Below are 16,640 nucleotides of genomic sequence, written 5' to 3'. Positions count from 1 at the left end.
TCAGCGGTGTTGCTCGATCATTGCCGAAACTTGGATTATCTTCGTCTTCATGCCGTCGCGCCTGATTCGTCACCGTGACGGCGTGCCCGTGTACGCCTACGCGGCGGCCGACAGCACTCCGCCGCTGTCGGTGGTCCGCATCACCGACGACGACATCGTCGAACGCGGCAGGCACATCCACGACTTCCCGGTGCTCTGGTACGTCTCTGCCACCGGCGCCCTCTACGTCGTGGCGGCCGGCGCCGCCATCGATCCGCTGCAGGTGCACCGCGACGGCGACGGCGTCGGCATATTCTTCGACGCATCGGCGCTCGGTGAGGACGCCGGCTCGCCCTGGCCGACCTGGCGGTCACATCCGCTGCTGTTCCCCTTCCTGCACGGCCAGCGCGGCGGCATCATGCGGTTGCACGTCCCCGCCGCTCGCAGGCCGCGCTGGGACGCCGCCATCGCATCGATCGAATCCGAGCTGGACGTCCGGCAGCCCGGATACCGGCAGGCGGCGCTGGCCGAGTTGACCCTGCTGCTGATCGACGTCGCCCGCCTGGCCGACGACGTGGTCGGCGACCTGCGGCGCAGCGGCGAGCCACTGCTGGCCGACGTGTTCGCGGTGATCGAGCGGCACATCGGCGAGCCGCTGTCGCTGCGTGACGTGGCGCGCGAGGTGAACCTGACCGCCGGCCACCTCACCACGGTCGTGCGCCGCCGCACCGGGCGCACGGTGCAGGACTGGATTCTCGACCGCCGGATGACCGAGGCGCGCACGCTGCTCGCGAGCACGGAGCTGCCGGTGCAGGAGGTCGGCCGCAGGGTCGGGATGGCGGACGCGGCCTATTTCAGCAGGGCGTTCCGCCGGGTGCACGGGACCTCGCCACGGGAATGGCGCAGCCGCAACGCCGCGGCGTGATCAGAACAGGGCGAACTGCTCGCCGGTCGGCGTGGCGGCGGCGAACTCCTCGATGCCGGTGCCACCGACCACCGCGTCGAGGCAGCGCATGAACTCGGTGTCGGTGACGAGTGGGACACCGAGGTCGCGGGCGTGGTAACCCTTGCCCTGTTCGGGTTCGGCCTCGTTGCAGATCACCAGGGAGGTCTCCAGGTCGACGGCCTCGGAATAGGACAGGCCGGCGTGCACGATCCGTTCGATCAGTTCCTCGTGGGTGCGCTTCACCTCGGCCGACAGTCCGACCCGCATGCCCTGCACCAGCGGCCGGCCGGCGACGAATCGGCCCGGGTTGGCGTACGGGCACGGCAGCCGCGACGCGAGCATCTTCAGCGGCCGCAGCTCGTCGTGGGTGACCTGGCCGTTGGGCCAGCGCCGCCGGGTGGCCGGGCGCACCGGCAGCCATGCCCGCCGCTCGCGGGCCCGCGCCAGGGTCGGCTTGAGGATCTGAGCCAGCACCTGCGCGTCGTCGAGGGCGTCATGCGGCCTCAGCTGCGGCACACCCCAGTGCGCGGCCAGCGTCTCCAGGCGCAGGTTCTCGGTGCCGAGTTCGAGCCGGCGGGCCAGCTCGACGGTGCACATCACGGTGTCCACCGGCAGCTCGGCGCCGACGAGTTCGGCCTCCGCGGACAGGAACGAATAGTCGAAGGCGACGTTGTGCGCGACCAGCGTGCGGCCCGCGAGGACGGCGCGCACGTCGTCGACCACGTCACCGAAGCGGGGCTGCCCCTCGAGCATCTCGGCGGTGAGACCGTGCACGTGCGTGGGGCCGGGGTCGACGCCCGGGTTCAGCAGCGTCGCGACGCTGCGCTCGACGTTGCCGTCGTCCCCGACCGCGAGGGCGGCGATGCTGACGATGCGGGCCTGCCCAGGCTGGAATCCCGAGGTCTCCACGTCGACGACGGCCCAGCCCGATCCGTCGTCCACCGCGGGCCGGCCCCAGGAGCCGCCCGGCCGGCGACATTCGGCAGGCATTTGACTCACCTGGTCAGGATGGCATGGGGGTCGGACATCCCTCGCCCGGCGGCTCAGCGTGTCGGACACCTAAAATGCCGGGGATGGTCACCACTCGCGGACGGATGGCGCTCGGCGCGGGATCGGCGGCGCGCTGGGCGTCGCGGGTCACCGGTCGCGGCGCGGGGGCGATGATCGGCGGCCTGGTCGCGATGACGCTGGACCGCTCGATCCTGCGCCAGCTCGGGCAGGCCAGGCGCAGCGTCGTCATCACCGGCACCAACGGCAAGTCGACCACCACCCGGATGACCGCCGCCGCCCTCGGCACGCTCGGCCCGGTGGCGACCAACGCCGAGGGCGCCAACATGGACGCCGGACTGGTGGCGGCGCTGGCTGCGACCCGGGACGCCACGCTTGCCGCGCTCGAGGTCGACGAGATGCACGTGCCGCACGTGGCCGACGCGGTGGATCCGGCGGTGATCGTGCTGCTGAACCTGTCGCGCGACCAGCTGGACCGGGTCGGCGAGATCAACCACATCGAGCGGACGCTGCGCGCGGGGCTGGCCCGGCACCCGTCGACCGTGGTGGTGGCCAACTGCGACGACGTGCTGATGACCTCGGCGGCCTACGACTGCCCGAACGTGGTGTGGGTGGCCGCGGGCGGCAGCTGGACGAACGACTCGGTGTCGTGCCCGCGCTCCGGCGAGGTCATCGTCCGCGACGGCGCCCACTGGTACTCGACCGGCGCTGATTTCAAGCGCCCGGAGCCGCAGTGGTGGTTCGACGACACCCACATCCACGGCCCCGACGGGCTCACGCTGCCGATGTCGCTGGCCCTGCCGGGAATGGTCAACCGCGGCAACGCCGTCCACGCGGTAGCTGCGACGGTCGCACTGGGCGCCGATCCTGCGGCGGCGGTGGCGGCGGCGTCGCAGGTCGACGAGGTGGCGGGCCGCTATCGCACGGTGCGCCTGGGCGAGCACACCGCACGCGTGCTGCTGGCCAAGAACCCGGCCGGTTGGCAGGAGGCGCTGTCGATGGTCGACAAACACGGTGCGGGCGTGGTGATCTCGGTCAACGGCCAGGTGCCCGACGGCGAGGACCTGTCGTGGCTGTGGGACGTGCGCTTCGAACACTTCGACGACACCCAGGTGGTCGCCGCCGGTGAACGCGGCACCGACCTGGCGGTGCGGCTGGGCTATGCGGGCGTCGGACACACACTGGTGCACGACACCGTCAAGGCGATCGCCTCGTGCCCGCCGGGGCACGTCGAGGTGATCGCGAACTACACGGCGTTCCTGCAACTCAACCGCGTGCTGGCGCGCCTGCCCGAGGATGCCCGTGCCTGAGTCGACCGTGCGGATCGGGCTGGTGCTGCCCGACGTGATGGGCACCTACGGCGACGGCGGCAACGCCGTGGTGCTGCGGGAACGCCTGCGGCGCAGGGGTATCGAGGCAGAGGTCGTCGAGGTCACCCTGGCCGACCCGGTGCCCGCACAGCTGGACCTCTACACGCTCGGCGGCGCCGAGGACTACGCGCAGCGGTTGGCCACCCGGCACCTGATCCGCCATCCCGGCCTGCAGCAGGCGGCGGCACGCGGGGCGCCGGTGCTGGCGATCTGCGCGGCCATCCAGGTGCTCGGCCACTGGTACGAGACCTCGTCGGGCGAGCGGGTGGACGGCGTCGGCATGCTCGACGTCACCACCTCGCCGCAGCAGGCCCGCACGATCGGCGAGGTGGTGTCCCAGCCGCTGCTGACCGGCTTGTCCCAGCGGTTGACGGGATTCGAGAACCACCGCGGCGGAACGGTTCTCGGCGCCGAGGCGCAGCCGCTGGCCCGCGTCGAGAAGGGTGCGGGCAATCGCGACGGCGACGGCTTCGACGGGGCGGTGCAGGGCAGCGTGGTCGCCACCTACCTGCACGGGCCCTGCCTGGCGCGCAATCCCGAACTCGCCGACCTGTTGCTGTCCCGCGTGGTCGGTGACCTGCCACCGCTGCCGCTCGACGAGGTCGAACAGTTGCGACGCGAACGGCTGGCCGCGCCGCGACGCGCCTAGGCCGCGTGGGTCTCGACGAAGAAGCCGCGCCGCGCCAGCGCATCCTCGACGGCCGCCAACCAGTCGACCGGCCTGTTCTCGTTCGCGACCGGCACCACGGCCCAGCCCAGCGCGTGCAGCATCCGCAGCGTCGCGACGTCGGCGCCGCAGTCCACCGCGACCTTGCACTCGGGCCAGCCCATGTCGAGGAACGCCATCGGTTCGCCGTTCTCCACCACGGCGATCTGCGTCTCCGGCGGGGGGAAGCCCGCGTCGATCAGCCACAGCCGGACCCTGCTCTCGCGCGGCGTCGCCGCGCCACCGTCGACGAGCGGGAGCAGTGCGCGCAGCCGCCGCACCCCCTGCGCCCGGGGGTACCGGCCGGCCAGCGCGTCGACCTCCGCGACGGGATACGGCTCGCTCCACATCAGCGCATCGAGCCGGGCGAGCGCCTCACGGCGGTCGATGTGCCGCCCGATGTCGAACGCCGTGCGCACCCGGGTGGTGACCGGTAACCCGGCGATCATGGTCACCTCGTCGTCGGCGTAGCGCTCGGCGAGCGGCACCAGCCCCGGCTGCGCCTGACACGTCGCGCCGAGCAGTTCGATCGGCGCGTCGGCGTCCAGCCATGCGGCGCCGTGCAACGCGGCGGCGGCCGTGCCCGCCACCACGCCTTTGCGACGGGAGGCCAGCCAGGCCGCGACCGCACGGTCACGCAGCGTCAGCGTCGCGTCCCGCGACACGTACACGCCGCGGTGGACGGCGCGATAGCGGGTGCGCAGCGACTGCCGGGTGGCGTGGCCGGCGGCCAGCGCCTCGCCGCCGAGAAAGATCTCCGTCATGGCGCCCATGGTGCCCGGAGGCACCGACAAGTCAGGCCGTGGCGATCGGTTATACGATCGCCGCATTGTGCTGTCGGGGGTGGCATGGACGAGCTGGTGTTCTACGTCAAGCGGGCCAACGGGATCGTGGGCGTCGTCGCTACGACTCCCTTCATCCTCGCGGGTTCGGCGATGGTCGTCGCGGGGTTCGTCATCGCGGCCGGCGCCCCCGGGAACGTCGACGACGGGTACACCTTCGCGATCATCGGCGTGCTGGGGATGGCGCCCTTCTGCTTCTTCTTCGTCCAGTCCGTGCGCACCATCCGATCGCCGGGACGGCTGCGCCTGACGGACCAGGGATTCGACGTCTACAAGCACTCGTTCTCGTGGACCGACGTCGAGGATTTTCACACTGCACGTACCGGCGGTGACAGCCCAACCGATTACGTGAAGGTGGTCTGGGCACCGGGTGTAGAGCAGCATCCGGCCGTCAGGCGCAGCGCCAGGCTGGAGAAGCTCGGCCAGAAAGCCGCTCCCACCTACATCCAATTCGGTCAATTCGACACAGGCGGTGTCCCCCTCCAGGAAATCCTGCGTCGGTGGAGGACGGGTGACCGAGCCGCCGGACGACCAATCGAGCCCCGCTGACAAGTCAGGCCATCGCGCGGCGGCCGGTCAGCGCCCGGCCCAGGGTCAGCTCGTCGGCGAACTCGAGGTCGCCGCCCATCGGCAGCCCGGACGCGATGCGGGTGACCGTCAGCCCGGGGATGTCCCGCAGCATCCGCACCAGGTAGGTGGCGGTCGCCTCGCCCTCGGTGTTCGGGTCGGTGGCGATGATCACCTCGGCGACGTCGACGCCGTCGACCCGCTCGCCGATGCGGTTGAGCAGTTCGCGGATCCGCAGTTGCTCGGGCCCGACGCCCGACAGTGGGTCGAGCGCGCCGCCCAGCACGTGATAGCGGCCGCGGAACTCACGGGTGCGTTCGACGGCCTGGACGTCCTTGGGTTCCTCGACGACGCACACCAGCGACGCGTCGCGGCGCGGGTCGTTGCAGATGCGGCACCGGTCGTCGTCGGAGACGTTGCCGCACACCGCGCAGAACTTCACGCCGTCGCGCACCCGGTTCAGCACCGCGGTCAGCCGGTCGATGTCCGGCGGTTCGACCGACAGCAGGTGGAAGGCGATCCGCTGCGCACTCTTCGGCCCGATACCGGGCAGCTTGCCCAGCTCGTCGATCAGATCCTGGACCGGGCCCTCAAACAAGCTAGAGCCCCGGGATCCCCAGGTTGCCCATCCCGCCCGCGAGCGGCCCGAGCCGGTCGTGGGCAAGGATGGTGACCTGCTTGGCGGCGTCGCCGATGGCACCCACGACAAGGTCTTGCAGCGTCTCGACATCGTCGGGATCGACGACCTTGGGGTCGATCGCGACCGAGATCACCTCGCCGCTGCCCTTCATGGTGACCTGCACGAGGCCGCCGCCGGCCTGGCCCTGCACCTCGGCGTTGGCCAGCGCCTCCTGGGCCTCCATCAGCTGCTGCTGAACCTGCTGCGCCTGCGCGAGTAGCGCCGACATGTCGGGCTGGCCACCGGGTTGCATCTCTGGTCCCCTCTTCTGAGTCGGGTGCGTCGGCTTGATCGCGGGCAGGTCTCGACTTGGTTGCTCTCGCCCGGAAGAGGCGGTTTGGACTTCAAGCCTAGTCGGCATGGCGGCTACGGTGGCGCCCGTGCCTGCCACCCTGCGTGTCGGCCTTCGGACGGGCCCGAGATCGGGCGCCGCCCTCGCCGTCACCCTGCTGATCGCCGCGTCCGTCCTCGCCGCACCAGCCTCCGCCGTGCCCGCCAACATCGCCGGCATGATCGTCTTCCTCGATCCCGGCCACAACGGCTCCAACGACGGCTCGATCAGCCGTCAGGTCCCGACCGGACGCGGCGGCACCAAGGACTGCCAGGCCAGCGGCACGTCGACCGAAGACGGCTACGCCGAGCACTCGTTCACCTGGGAGGTCACCCTGCGGGTCCGCCAGGCGCTCAGCGCGCTGGGCGTGCGGACGGCGATGTCACGCGGCGACGACACCGGCCTCGGCCCGTGCGTCGACGAGCGCGCCGCGATGGCCAACGCGCTCAAGCCGAACGCGATCGTGTCGATCCACGCCGACGGCGGGCCGCCCACCGGGCGCGGCTTCCACGTGCTGTACTCGTCGCCGCCGCTTAACGCGGCGCAGTCCGGGCCGGCCGTGCAGTTCGCCCAGGTGATGCGCGACCAGTTGGCCGGTTCGGGCATTCCGCCGTCCACCTACATCGGCAGCGGCGGACTGAACCCGCGCTCCGACATCGCCGGGCTCAACCTGGCGCAGTACCCGTCCATCCTGGTCGAGCTGGGCAACATGAAGAACCCGGCCGACTCCGCGCTGATGAAGAGCCCGGAGGGCCGGCAGAAGTACGCCGACGCCGTGGTGCGGGGTGTCGCCGGCTTCCTGGGCGCCCAGCGGGTCGCCTAGGCGCGCTCAGACGCCCGTCTCGACCTGCTTCTTCAGGTTCTCCAGCACCTCGGCCTGGATTTTCTTCAGCCCGAGCGGTGCGAACGTCTTCTCGAAGAATCCCTTGACACCGCCTGCGCCGGTCCACGAGGTCTTGACCGTGACCGACGATCCGGGGCCCGCGGGGGCGACGGTCCAGTTGGTCACCAACGTCGAGTTGGCGTCCTTCTCGATGACGGTGTGACCGGCCACGTCGACGGCGGCCTTGACCTCGCGCACCCGCGACTTGGTGGCCTGCAACTTCCAGGTCACGACGGTGCCCGCGCCCTGCCCGCCCTCCAGCACCCGGTAGGCGCTGTAGTGGTCGGAGAGGATTTTGGGGCGCACGTTCTGGTAGTCGGCGACCGCACGAAGCACTGCCGCCTGGTCGGCGTTGATCAAGATCGTGCTCGACGCGCTGACCTGTCCCATCGGTGAAATCTCCTCGTCGTGTGAAAGAACGGCGGGTCGCCCCGGCCCGGCGCGGTCGCATCGGCTGCGGCCGCGGTCTAGCGTATATGCGTGTCTGTTGCCCCAAACGACGCACAGGCCGCCCACGCTGCCGGTGTAGAGCGTCTTCTCGCCAGTTACCGAGCCATCCCGCCGTCGGCCACCGTCCGGCTGGCCAAGCCCACGTCGAACCTCTTCCGCAAGCGCGCCGAGAGCACCGCCAAGGGCCTCGACACGTCGGGCCTCACCGGTGTCATCGCCGTCGACCCCGACCGCCGCACCGCGGACGTCGCAGGCATGTGCACGTACGAGAACCTGGTCGCCGCCACGCTGCCGTACGGGCTGTCGCCGCTGGTGGTGCCGCAACTCAAGACCATCACCCTCGGTGGCGCGGTGACGGGGCTCGGCATCGAGTCGGCGTCGTTCCGCAACGGCCTTCCGCACGAGTCGGTGCTCGAGATGGACATCCTGACCGGCACCGGCGAGGTGCTGACCGCGACTCCCGATCAGCACGGCGACCTGTTCCGGACGTTCCCCAACTCCTACGGCACGCTGGGTTACACGGTCCGGCTGAAGATCGAGCTCGAACCGGTCAAGCCGTTCGTCGCACTGCGCCATCTGCGCTTCGACTCACTCGACGACCTCGTCGCCGCGATGGACCGCATCGTCGAGACCGGTGCCCTGGACGGCGACCCCGTCGACTACCTCGACGGCGTGGTGTTCAGCGCCGACGAGGGTTATCTGTGCGTCGGCGTGCGGACCGGCACCCCCGGACCGGTCAGTGACTACACCGGCCAGGACATCTACTACCGCTCGATCCAGCACCCGGCCGGTGAGAAGCACGACCGGCTGACCATTCACGACTACCTGTGGCGGTGGGACACCGACTGGTTCTGGTGTTCGCGCGCATTCGGCGCGCAGAATCCGCGTGTCCGCAGGCTGTGGCCGCGACGGTTCCGGCGCAGCAGCTTCTACTGGAAGCTGATCGGCTACGATCAGCGCTTCGACATCGCCGACCGCATCGAGAAGCGCAACGGCAGGCCGCCCCGCGAGCGGGTGGTGCAGGACATCGAGGTGCCGATCGGTCGCACCGCCGAGTTCCTGCGGTGGTTCCTCGACAACGTCCCGATCGAGCCGTTGTGGCTGTGCCCGCTGCGGTTGCGTGACGAGGGAGGATGGCCGCTCTATCCGATCCAGGCGCACCACACCTACGTAAATGTCGGTTTCTGGTCCTCGGTGCCCGTCGGGCCCGAGGATGGGTACACCAACAGACTCATCGAACGGAAAGTGAGCGAACTCGACGGGCACAAGTCCCTGTACTCCGACGCCTATTACACGCCTGAGGAGTTCGACGACCTCTACGGCGGCGAAACGTACAAAACGGTCAAGAAGACCTACGACCCGGATTCACGTCTACTGGATCTGTATGCGAAGGCGGTGGAAAGACGATGACCACATTCAAGAATCAGGCACCCGAGCGGAAGCTCACGCTGGCCGAGGTGCTGGAGATCTTCGCGGCGGGACACCTGCCGCTGAAGTTCAGCGCCTACGACGGCAGTGTGGCCGGACCGTCGGACGCCGCGCTCGGGCTGGATCTCAAAACACCGCGCGGCACGACGTACCTGGCGACGGCGCCGGGAGATCTGGGCCTCGCCCGCGCCTACATCGCCGGCGACCTCGACATGCTCGGTGTGCATCCGGGTGACCCGTACGACCTGCTCAAGGCGCTGGCCGAGAAGATGGACTTCAAGCGGCCCCCCGCGCGGGTGCTGGCCCAGATCGTCCGCTCGATCGGCATCGAACACCTCAAGCCGATCTCCCCGCCGCCGCAGGAGGCGCTGCCGCGCTGGCGGCGGATCGCGGAGGGGCTGCGGCACAGCAAGCACCGCGACGCCGAGGCCATCCACCACCACTACGACGTCTCCAACACCTTCTACGAGTGGGTGCTCGGGCCGTCGATGACCTACACGTGCGCCTGCTACACCGACGCCGACACGTCGCTGGAGGAGGCACAGGACAACAAGTACCGGCTGGTGTTCGAGAAGCTGGGGCTGCGCGAGGGCGACCGGCTGCTCGACGTCGGCTGCGGCTGGGGCGGCATGGTGCGCTACGCGGCCCGGCACGGCGTGAAGACCATCGGGGTGACGCTGTCCAAGGAACAGGCCACCTGGGCGCAGAAGGCGATCGCCGAAGAGGGCCTGACCGACCTGGCCGAGGTCCGGCACGGGGACTACCGCGACGTCCGGGAGAGCGGCTTCGACGCGGTGTCGTCGATCGGGCTGACCGAGCACATCGGGGTGCAGAACTACCCGGCATACTTCCGCTTCCTGCAGACGAAGTTGCGGACCGGGGGCCTGCTGCTCAACCACTGCATCACCCGGCCCGACAACCGCAGCGGCGCGACCGCGGGCGGGTTCATCGACCGCTACGTGTTCCCCGACGGCGAGCTCACCGGCTCGGGCCGGATCATCACCGAGGCCCAGGACGTCGGGCTGGAGGTGGTGCACGAGGAGAACCTGCGCCACCACTACGCGCTCACCCTGCGCGACTGGTGCCGCAACCTGGTGGAGCACTGGGACGAGGCGGTCGCGGAGGTCGGACTCGGGACGGCCAAGGTGTGGGGGCTGTACATGGCCGGCTCACGGCTGGGCTTCGAGACCAATGTCGTTCAGCTGCACCAGGTGCTCGCGGTGAAGCTCGACAACGCCGGTGGCGACGGCGGGCTGCCGCTGCGCCCGTGGTGGAGCGCGTAGCGGCTCGGCTTCACGCCCCGTCGATGCGGCGGGCGCCCAACTCGCTCTGCAGGAGTTCCAGGGCGGCCTCTTCGGGGTCGCGACGCGGTCCGGCTTCTTCGTGCACCGCCTCGGACAGCATGTCGTCCTCTTCGCGCTGCGCCGCCTTGACCGGATCGGTCGCGGCGATCTGACCCGACGCTGACGCGGCCGCGGGAGCCTCCGACGGCGCTCCCACCTCGCACCGGATCTTCCAGTCCACCCCGAGCGCATCCTTGAGCGCGTCGCGAATGACGTCGGAGTTGCGTTGCTCGACAAGCCGTTTCGCCAGCGGCGCCGACTCGTGGGTGAGCACCAGGGTGTCCTTCTCGATGGTCCGCACGATGGCGCCGGCCAGCATCACGTCGATGGTGCGGCTGCGCTGGCGGACCTTCTCCCGGACGGTCGGCCACATCGACCGGACCGCGGCGGCGTTCGGCTCACCGGGCACCGCCACCGGCGGCGCCTCGACCACCGGGTCGGCGGGCGGCCGCAGCGGCTGGGGTGACGCGGGCGGAGCCTCCGGCGGGGGCTTGGGCAACGACACCGGCTCGGGCGTGGGCTCCGGCTCGGGCACGGGTGCCGGCGTGGGCACGGGGGTCGGCGTCGGCGTGGGCGCGGGTGTGGCCGCCGGCGGCGCCGCACTCCTGCGGGCGAACTGTCGCGACGGCGCCGCGGCCGCGGCACTCGCCGCGGCAGGTGCCGCCTCCCCCGCCGGGATCGACATGTCCAGCCGCATCTCGATGCGCTCCACCCGCTGCAGCAGCGCCGACTCGGTGTCGCTCGCCGACGGCAGCAGCAGCCGCGCACACACCACCTCGAGCAGCAGCCGGGGCGCCGTCGCACCGCGCATCTCACCGAGGCCGGCGTGCACCACCTCGGCGAACCGGGTCAGCGTCGCGGTGCCCAGCCGTTCGGCCTGCTCACGCATGCGCTCCAGCACGTCGCCGGGCGCGTCGACCACCCCGCGGGCGGCGGCGTCGGGCACCGCCTGCAGCACGATCAGGTCGCGAAAACGTTCGAGCAGGTCGGTGGCGAACCGGCGCGGGTCGTGGCCGGCGTCGATCACGGCCTCGACGGCGCCGAACAGCGCGGCGGCGTCACCGGCGGCCAGCGCGTCGACGGCGTCGTCGATGAGCGCGACGTCGGTGGCGCCGAGCAGCGCGAGCGCCCGGGCGTACTGCACGTGGTTGCCCTCGGCCCCGGCGAGCAACTGGTCGAGCACCGACAGCGTGTCCCGCGGTGAACCGCCGCCGGCGCGGATGACCAGCGGATAGACCACGTCGTCGACCTGCACGCCCTCCTGGCCGCAGATCCGTTCGAGCAGCGTCCGCATCGTCTTCGGGGCGAGCAGCCGGAAGGGATAGTGGTGCGTCCGCGAGCGGATGGTGGGCAGCACCTTCTCCGGTTCGGTGGTCGCGAACACGAAGATCAGGTGGTCCGGTGGCTCCTCGACGATCTTGAGCAGCGCGTTGAAGCCCGCGGTGGTGACCATGTGCGCTTCGTCGACGATGAAGATGCGGTACCGGGAGTGCGCCGGCGCGTAGAAGGCACGGTCACGCAGTTCGCGGGTGTCGTCCACGCCGCCGTGGCTGGCCGCGTCGAGCTCCACCACGTCGACGCTGCCGGGTCCGTTGGGCGCCAGCGCCACACACGAGTCGCACACCCCGCACGGGGTGGGCGTCGGCCCCTGCACGCAGTTCAGCGAGCGGGCCAGGATGCGCGCCGACGACGTCTTGCCGCAGCCGCGCGGACCCGAGAACAGGTAGGCGTGGTTGATGCGGCCCGCCGACAGCGCGGTCGACAGGGGTTCGGTGACGTGCTCCTGACCCACCACCTCCGCGAAGGTCGCCGGTCGGTACTTGCGGTAGAGCGCCACGCTCAGCAGGCTACCGACGCGGTGTGACGACTGTGCACGCTAGGTTGCGAGCATCGACTCGGTCGCCGCGAGCAGCGCACAGGTGGCCAGGCCGTCGATCGCCTCACGCAGATCCGGCAGCGCCGGAAACGTCGGCGCGATGCGAATGTTCCTGTCGTCGGGATCTTTTCGGTACGGGAACGACGCGCCCGCCTCGGTGACGGCGATGCCCGCGTCCTTGGCGAGCGCGACCGTGCGCCGTGCGGTGCCCGGCCAGACGTCGAGGCTGACGAAGTAGCCGCCCTTGGGATCGGTCCAGGACGCGATCTTCGATTCGCCGAGGCGATCCTCGAGGATCTCGGCGACCAGGGCGAACTTCGGCGCCAGCAGCTCCTGGTGGCGCTGCATCTGCAGCCGGACGCCGTCGGCGTCGCCGAAGAACCGCAGGTGCCGCAGCTGGTTGACCTTGTCGGGACCGATCGACTTCTTGCCCGCGTACTGCAGGTACCAGGCGATGTTGCCCAGCGAGCCGCCGAAGAAGCTGACCCCGGCGCCGGCGAAGGTGATCTTCGACGTCGAGGCGAACACCAGCGGCCGGTTCTGGTTGCCCGCCGCGGCGGCCAGCCCCAGCACGTCGACCTGCCGCAGGAAGTCGCGGGTGAGCGTGTGCACCGCGTAGGCGTTGTCCCAGAACAACCGGAAATCGCTTGCCGCCGTGCGCATCTGAACGAGCCGACGGACGGTCTCCCAGGAGTATGTGACACCGGTGGGGTTGGCGAACACCGGCACGCACCACATGCCCTTGATCGCCGGGTCGGCGGCGACGAGCTCCTCGATGAGGTCGACGTCGGGGCCGTCCTCACGCATCGGCACGGTGATCATCTCGATGCCGAGGCTCTCGGTGATCGCGAAGTGCCGGTCGTAGCCCGGCGCGGGGCACAGGAATTTGACCTGCGGCTCGTCCTTCCAGGGACGCGGCGAGTCGACGGTGCCGTGCAGCAGCGAGAACACCACCGCGTCGTGCATGAACTCCAGGCTGGCGTTGTTGCCTGCGATCAGGTTCGGCACCGGGATGCCCAGCAGTTCGCCGAAGATGGCGCGCAGCTCGGGCAACCCGTGCAGGCCGCCGTAGTTGCGGGTGTCGGTGCCGTCCCCGTCGCGGTAGTCCCCGGCGGGCAGGCTCAACAACTCGTTGGACAGGTCGAGCTGGGCCGGAGACGGCTTGCCGCGGGTGAGGTCCAGTTGCAGCTTCTTGGCCTGCAGCTCGGCGTAATTGCGCTGCTGCAGGTCGTGCTGGGCGGCCAGTTCGTCGCGGCCGAGGGACTGGAACGACACCGCGAGCCTTTCACCGACATGATCGAGAACCAAGGGGACCCCGCGCACCCGCCAGAGCCCGTTGACCCTTGCTGCCTTCCGGCCCTGGGGGAGTTCACAGGATGGACGCCGCGCGGGGTCCGACCTGAGTGTAATACCCGCGCCGGAACCGGAGCACCAGCCCGGTCGGCTACCATGGCCCGCGGAGGATTCGCCTAGTGGCCTATGGCGCTCGCCTGGAACGCGGGTTGGGTTAACAGCCCTCAGGGGTTCAAATCCCCTATCCTCCGCACTCGGTCCCGGGGTGTGACCGGCACAAACGAACCGGTCACACCCCGTGACCAGAGAACTCGAGGAGGAGTATGCGGCGCTCGGTCGCGGTGACGTGGCATGCATCGTTCTCAGTGATCGCTGCGATCCTCTACTTCTTCTTCGTTCTTCCCCGCTGGTACGAGCTGATGGGCGAGACGTCCCACACGCTGGGCACTGTGGTGCGCATCGTGGCGGGCGCGCTCATCGGCCTCGCCGCGCTCCCGGTGGTGTTCACCCTGCAGCGCACCCGCCGCCCGGAGTTCCAGACGCCGCAGCTGGCGCTGAGCCTGCGCACCTGGTCGACCGTGCTGCACCTGCTGGCCGGCCTGCTCATCATCGGCGCGGCCGTCAGCGAGATCTGGCTGGACCTCGACTCCGCCGGGACGTGGCTGTTCGGGATCTACGGCGCGGCCGCCGCCATCGCCGTGCTCGGCGTCCTCACCTTCCACCTGGCCTTCGTCGCCGAGCTGCCCCCGCCGCCGCCGAAACCGCTGAAGCCGAAGAAGACCTCGGTCAACAGGCGCGGCCGCAAGAAGGCCGACGCCGAGGACACTGACGCCGAGGACACTGACGCCGAGGCCGTTGAGACCGAGGACACAGAAGACACCGTGGACGCCGACGACACCGTCGCCGACGAGACGGCCGAGGAACCCGCGGCCGACCAGCCGGCCGAGGTCACAGCCGAGGAACTCGCGGAGTCCGACGCCGAGGAGAAAACCCTCGAAGGCGCCGCTGACCAGGCATCCGACCAGCCGGCCGGCGACCAGGACGCCGGTGCCGGCGGCCGGTTGCGCAACCGGCGGCCGTCGGGAACCCGTCGGCGTCGGCTGCGCGGCGGCGTCGCGGTCGAGGACTGACCGAAGTCTGACGACCCCGTGTCCGCGCCGTGGGCGAGGTTGGTTCTTCGACAGCCTGGGTATTTGACCGCCACTATGGACCACATGGCCGTTCCCCCGCTGCGTCGACGACCGCTGACGATCCTGACCGTGCTGGCCGCCGTCCTGGCGCTGGTCGCACCGGCGTTCGCCGGTACGTCGATGGCCGCCCCTGCCGATCCGGTGGCGGCGTCGGCACAGGTGGAGCCCGCCGTGGTGCGGCTGAACACGGAGATCGACTACCAGAACGTCTTCGGAACCGGGACGGGCATCATCCTCGACCCGGGCGGTCAGGTGCTGACCAACTACCACGTGGTCCAGGGTGCCGACCGGATCAGTGCCGACGTGGCGGGCCGTTCCTACCCGGCCCAGCTGGTCGGGTACAACCGCGGCCAGGACATCGCCGTCCTTCAGCTCCTCGGCGCAGGCGGGCTACCCGCGGCGCCGATCGGCGACTCGTCGGCCCTGGTGCCGGGCGAACCGGTGGTGGCGCTCGGCAACGCCGACGGCAGCGACGCACCCCTGACCCGCGAGGTCGGAACGGTCACCGCATTCGGCCGCACGGTCGAGGCCGAGGACGCACTGACCGGCAGCTCGGACGAGCTGAACGGGCTGATCGAGTTCGCGGCGCCGGTGCGTGCCGGCGACTCCGGTGGGCCGGTGGTCAACGGCGCGGGGCAGGTCGTGGGCATCACCACCGCAGCGTCGGTGAACTATCAGCTCGGACCCGGCGGAAAGGGGTTCGCGATCCCGATCAACGACGCGCTCGGCATCGCCAACCGGATCCGCACCCTGGCGCCCGCCGAGGACATCCACATCGGCCCGCCGTCACTGCTGGGCGTCGGTGTGCGCACCGCCCCGCGCAGCGGCCCCGGCGTGATCATCCAGGAGGTGCTGCGCGGCGGCCCGGCCGAACAGGCCGGCTTGCTCGACGGTGACGTGCTCACCACGATCGACGGCACCCCGATCGGCACCGCGACCGAGCTGACCTTCGTCCTCGACCGGCACTACCCGGGCGACGTGGTCGATCTGACCTGGATCGACGCCGGCGGTCAGGAACGCACCGGCAAGGCGGCCCTCACCGCGGGCTGACCCCTCCCAGCAGCCGCTCGAGTCCGGCGATCGCCAGGTCGAGTTCGAACCCGAACTGGCCGTCGTCGGATGCCGACGCCGAGGCCAGCACCCTGCGCAGTGCCGGGTAGTCCGTGTCCGCTGCGCGTAGCAGCGCCGCGCGGGTCTGCGCCTCATGCCGGTCGTGCACCGACGTCTGGGTGGCCTCCTGCGCGGCCGCCTGGGCGATGTTGGCCACGGCGGTGACGCCCCGGCGCGCGTCGTCGACGCCGAACCCGGCGGTCAGCATCGCGTCGAGCACACGTTCGGCCAGCGCGAGCACGGCGGTGGCACCGACGCCGTAGAACGGCGAATGGTCGACCGCGCTGCTCATCTGGACGCCGACCTGAATCAAGCCGTCCCGGAACGCGAACGCATACGACCGCAGCACCACGCGCCAGTCGCCGTCCTCGGGCAGCTCCACACGGCGCAGCTCCGACTCGAACCGGTCGAGCACCACCAGGGTCAGCAGGCCCTGCCGGTCGCCGACGTAGTAGTGCAGCGCCTTGCGGCTCACGCCGAGCGCGTCGGCCACCCCCTGCATGGTCAGCCCGCGGCCCGCCGCCCGCGCGGCCGCGACGATCTGCTCGCGGTCGAGGCGGGCCGGGCGGCCCCGCGGCCGGGGCGCGTCCGCCGGGTCGACGTCGCTGCTCACACCGGCAGCCTACGTAGTATTTTTCG

The 16,640-nt window shown here is 70.6% G+C and carries 17 protein-coding genes, 1 tRNA gene and 1 other RNA gene; 10 read left to right on the top strand and 9 right to left on the bottom strand.

From position 1 onward, the window contains the following. The first annotated feature begins 49 nt into the window (after positions 1-49). Positions 50-904 (top strand): AraC family transcriptional regulator, encoded by an 855-nt coding sequence (locus AB0K11_RS24270; RefSeq protein ID WP_364983038.1) that lies wholly within the window; start codon positions 50-52, stop codon positions 902-904. Here the strand turns inward: AB0K11_RS24270 and AB0K11_RS24265 are convergent, their stop codons facing one another. Beyond that, the gene (locus AB0K11_RS24265) at positions 905-1,915 is read right to left on the bottom strand and encodes a DEDDh family exonuclease (protein ID WP_364983035.1); all 1,011 of its coding nucleotides are present in this window, start codon (positions 1,913-1,915) and stop codon (positions 905-907) included. An 83-nt stretch (positions 1,916-1,998) separates the two neighbouring features. Here AB0K11_RS24265 and AB0K11_RS24260 point away from each other — a divergent pair, with 83 nt between their 5' ends. Continuing rightward, a complete protein-coding gene (locus AB0K11_RS24260; protein ID WP_364983032.1) occupies positions 1,999-3,243 on the top strand; it encodes a Mur ligase family protein in 1,245 nt (414 codons plus the stop codon). Continuing rightward, positions 3,236-3,952, top strand: a complete 717-nt coding sequence (locus AB0K11_RS24255) for a glutamine amidotransferase (RefSeq protein ID WP_364983029.1) — start codon at positions 3,236-3,238, stop codon at positions 3,950-3,952. The genes AB0K11_RS24260 and AB0K11_RS24255 overlap by 8 nt, the downstream gene beginning before the upstream one ends. On the opposite strand, the gene AB0K11_RS24250 is transcribed toward AB0K11_RS24255, so the two are convergent. After that, positions 3,949-4,773: a hypothetical protein gene (locus AB0K11_RS24250; protein ID WP_364983026.1), complete on the bottom strand. Its 825-nt coding sequence runs from the start codon at positions 4,771-4,773 to the stop codon at positions 3,949-3,951. The genes AB0K11_RS24255 and AB0K11_RS24250 overlap by 4 nt on opposite strands. An 84-nt stretch (positions 4,774-4,857) precedes the next feature. On the opposite strand from AB0K11_RS24250, the gene AB0K11_RS24245 reads away from it, so the two are divergent. Then, entirely contained in the window at positions 4,858-5,400 is a 543-nt protein-coding gene (locus tag AB0K11_RS24245; RefSeq protein ID WP_364983023.1) for a hypothetical protein, read from the top strand. 4 nt (positions 5,401-5,404) lie between these two features. On the opposite strand, the gene recR is transcribed toward AB0K11_RS24245, so the two are convergent. Both recR and AB0K11_RS24235 read right to left on the bottom strand, forming a co-directional pair. After that, positions 5,405-6,016: a recombination mediator RecR gene (recR, locus tag AB0K11_RS24240; protein WP_264011008.1), complete on the bottom strand. Its 612-nt coding sequence runs from the start codon at positions 6,014-6,016 to the stop codon at positions 5,405-5,407. Between the two features lies 1 nt (position 6,017). After that, complete coding sequence (locus AB0K11_RS24235) at positions 6,018-6,350, bottom strand: YbaB/EbfC family nucleoid-associated protein (protein ID WP_364983018.1); 333 nt, start codon at positions 6,348-6,350, stop codon at positions 6,018-6,020. A 106-nt stretch (positions 6,351-6,456) separates the two neighbouring features. Here AB0K11_RS24235 and AB0K11_RS24230 point away from each other — a divergent pair, with 106 nt between their 5' ends. Next, a complete protein-coding gene (locus AB0K11_RS24230) occupies positions 6,457-7,251 on the top strand; it encodes an Rv3717 family N-acetylmuramoyl-L-alanine amidase (protein WP_364983015.1) in 795 nt (264 codons plus the stop codon). Positions 7,252-7,257: 6 nt separating this feature from the next. Here AB0K11_RS24230 and AB0K11_RS24225 read toward each other — a convergent pair whose 3' ends face one another. Beyond that, positions 7,258-7,701 carry an SRPBCC family protein gene (locus AB0K11_RS24225; protein WP_364983012.1) on the bottom strand — a complete coding sequence of 148 codons (444 nt, stop codon included), beginning with the start codon at positions 7,699-7,701 and terminating at the stop codon, positions 7,258-7,260. A gap of 90 nt (positions 7,702-7,791) precedes the next feature. Here AB0K11_RS24225 and AB0K11_RS24220 point away from each other — a divergent pair, with 90 nt between their 5' ends. Then, positions 7,792-9,171, top strand: coding sequence for an FAD-binding oxidoreductase (locus AB0K11_RS24220; RefSeq protein ID WP_364983009.1), 1,380 nt, complete (start codon positions 7,792-7,794; stop codon positions 9,169-9,171). Continuing rightward, positions 9,168-10,472, top strand: coding sequence for a class I SAM-dependent methyltransferase (locus AB0K11_RS24215; protein ID WP_364983006.1), 1,305 nt, complete (start codon positions 9,168-9,170; stop codon positions 10,470-10,472). Before AB0K11_RS24220 ends, AB0K11_RS24215 begins: the two co-directional genes overlap by 4 nt. A gap of 10 nt (positions 10,473-10,482) precedes the next feature. Here AB0K11_RS24215 and AB0K11_RS24210 read toward each other — a convergent pair whose 3' ends face one another. The 3 genes from AB0K11_RS24210 to ffs form a co-directional block, all read right to left on the bottom strand. After that, complete coding sequence (locus AB0K11_RS24210) at positions 10,483-12,369, bottom strand: DNA polymerase III subunits gamma/tau (RefSeq protein ID WP_364983004.1); 1,887 nt, start codon at positions 12,367-12,369, stop codon at positions 10,483-10,485. 39 nt (positions 12,370-12,408) lie between these two features. Then, positions 12,409-13,683 carry an aminotransferase class I/II-fold pyridoxal phosphate-dependent enzyme gene (locus AB0K11_RS24205; protein WP_364983001.1) on the bottom strand — a complete coding sequence of 425 codons (1,275 nt, stop codon included), beginning with the start codon at positions 13,681-13,683 and terminating at the stop codon, positions 12,409-12,411. 28 nt (positions 13,684-13,711) lie between these two features. Continuing rightward, positions 13,712-13,808, bottom strand: an RNA gene (gene ffs, locus AB0K11_RS24200) — signal recognition particle sRNA small type. A 58-nt stretch (positions 13,809-13,866) separates the two neighbouring features. On the opposite strand from ffs, the gene AB0K11_RS24195 reads away from it, so the two are divergent. The 3 genes from AB0K11_RS24195 (at position 13,867) to AB0K11_RS24185 (ending at position 15,941) form a co-directional block, all read left to right on the top strand. Next, a tRNA-Ser gene (locus AB0K11_RS24195) sits at positions 13,867-13,952 on the top strand. A gap of 72 nt (positions 13,953-14,024) precedes the next feature. Beyond that, the gene (locus AB0K11_RS24190; RefSeq protein WP_364982998.1) at positions 14,025-14,831 is read left to right on the top strand and encodes a hypothetical protein; all 807 of its coding nucleotides are present in this window, start codon (positions 14,025-14,027) and stop codon (positions 14,829-14,831) included. A gap of 84 nt (positions 14,832-14,915) precedes the next feature. After that, entirely contained in the window at positions 14,916-15,941 is a 1,026-nt protein-coding gene (locus AB0K11_RS24185) for a S1C family serine protease (RefSeq protein WP_364982995.1), read from the top strand. On the opposite strand, the gene AB0K11_RS24180 is transcribed toward AB0K11_RS24185, so the two are convergent. After that, positions 15,928-16,614: a TetR/AcrR family transcriptional regulator C-terminal domain-containing protein gene (locus AB0K11_RS24180; RefSeq protein WP_364982992.1), complete on the bottom strand. Its 687-nt coding sequence runs from the start codon at positions 16,612-16,614 to the stop codon at positions 15,928-15,930. The two genes, AB0K11_RS24185 and AB0K11_RS24180, sit on opposite strands and share 14 nt — an antisense overlap. Positions 16,615-16,640: the final 26 nt, after the last annotated feature.

The organism is Mycobacterium sp. NPDC050551 (assembly GCF_040674075.1).
Lineage (GTDB): Bacteria > Actinomycetota > Actinomycetes > Mycobacteriales > Mycobacteriaceae > Mycobacterium.
This window is presented reverse-complemented; position numbering and strand designations above follow the sequence as displayed.

Bases quoted from the DNA above. Each gene is read 5' to 3' on its own strand.
- AB0K11_RS24270 (WP_364983038.1), top strand. From the start codon at position 50: ATGCCGTCGCGCCTGATTCGTCACCGTGACGGCGTGCCCGTGTACGCC.
- AB0K11_RS24265 (WP_364983035.1), bottom strand. From the start codon at position 1,915: ATGCCTGCCGAATGTCGCCGGCCGGGCGGCTCCTGGGGCCGGCCCGCG.
- AB0K11_RS24260 (WP_364983032.1), top strand. From the start codon at position 1,999: ATGGTCACCACTCGCGGACGGATGGCGCTCGGCGCGGGATCGGCGGCG.
- AB0K11_RS24250 (WP_364983026.1), bottom strand. From the start codon at position 4,773: ATGACGGAGATCTTTCTCGGCGGCGAGGCGCTGGCCGCCGGCCACGCC.
- AB0K11_RS24245 (WP_364983023.1), top strand. From the start codon at position 4,858: ATGGACGAGCTGGTGTTCTACGTCAAGCGGGCCAACGGGATCGTGGGC.
- AB0K11_RS24235 (WP_364983018.1), bottom strand. From the start codon at position 6,350: ATGCAACCCGGTGGCCAGCCCGACATGTCGGCGCTACTCGCGCAGGCG.
- AB0K11_RS24230 (WP_364983015.1), top strand. From the start codon at position 6,457: ATGGCGGCTACGGTGGCGCCCGTGCCTGCCACCCTGCGTGTCGGCCTT.
- AB0K11_RS24225 (WP_364983012.1), bottom strand. From the start codon at position 7,701: ATGGGACAGGTCAGCGCGTCGAGCACGATCTTGATCAACGCCGACCAG.
- AB0K11_RS24215 (WP_364983006.1), top strand. From the start codon at position 9,168: ATGACCACATTCAAGAATCAGGCACCCGAGCGGAAGCTCACGCTGGCC.
- AB0K11_RS24190 (WP_364982998.1), top strand. From the start codon at position 14,025: ATGCGGCGCTCGGTCGCGGTGACGTGGCATGCATCGTTCTCAGTGATC.
- AB0K11_RS24185 (WP_364982995.1), top strand. From the start codon at position 14,916: ATGGCCGTTCCCCCGCTGCGTCGACGACCGCTGACGATCCTGACCGTG.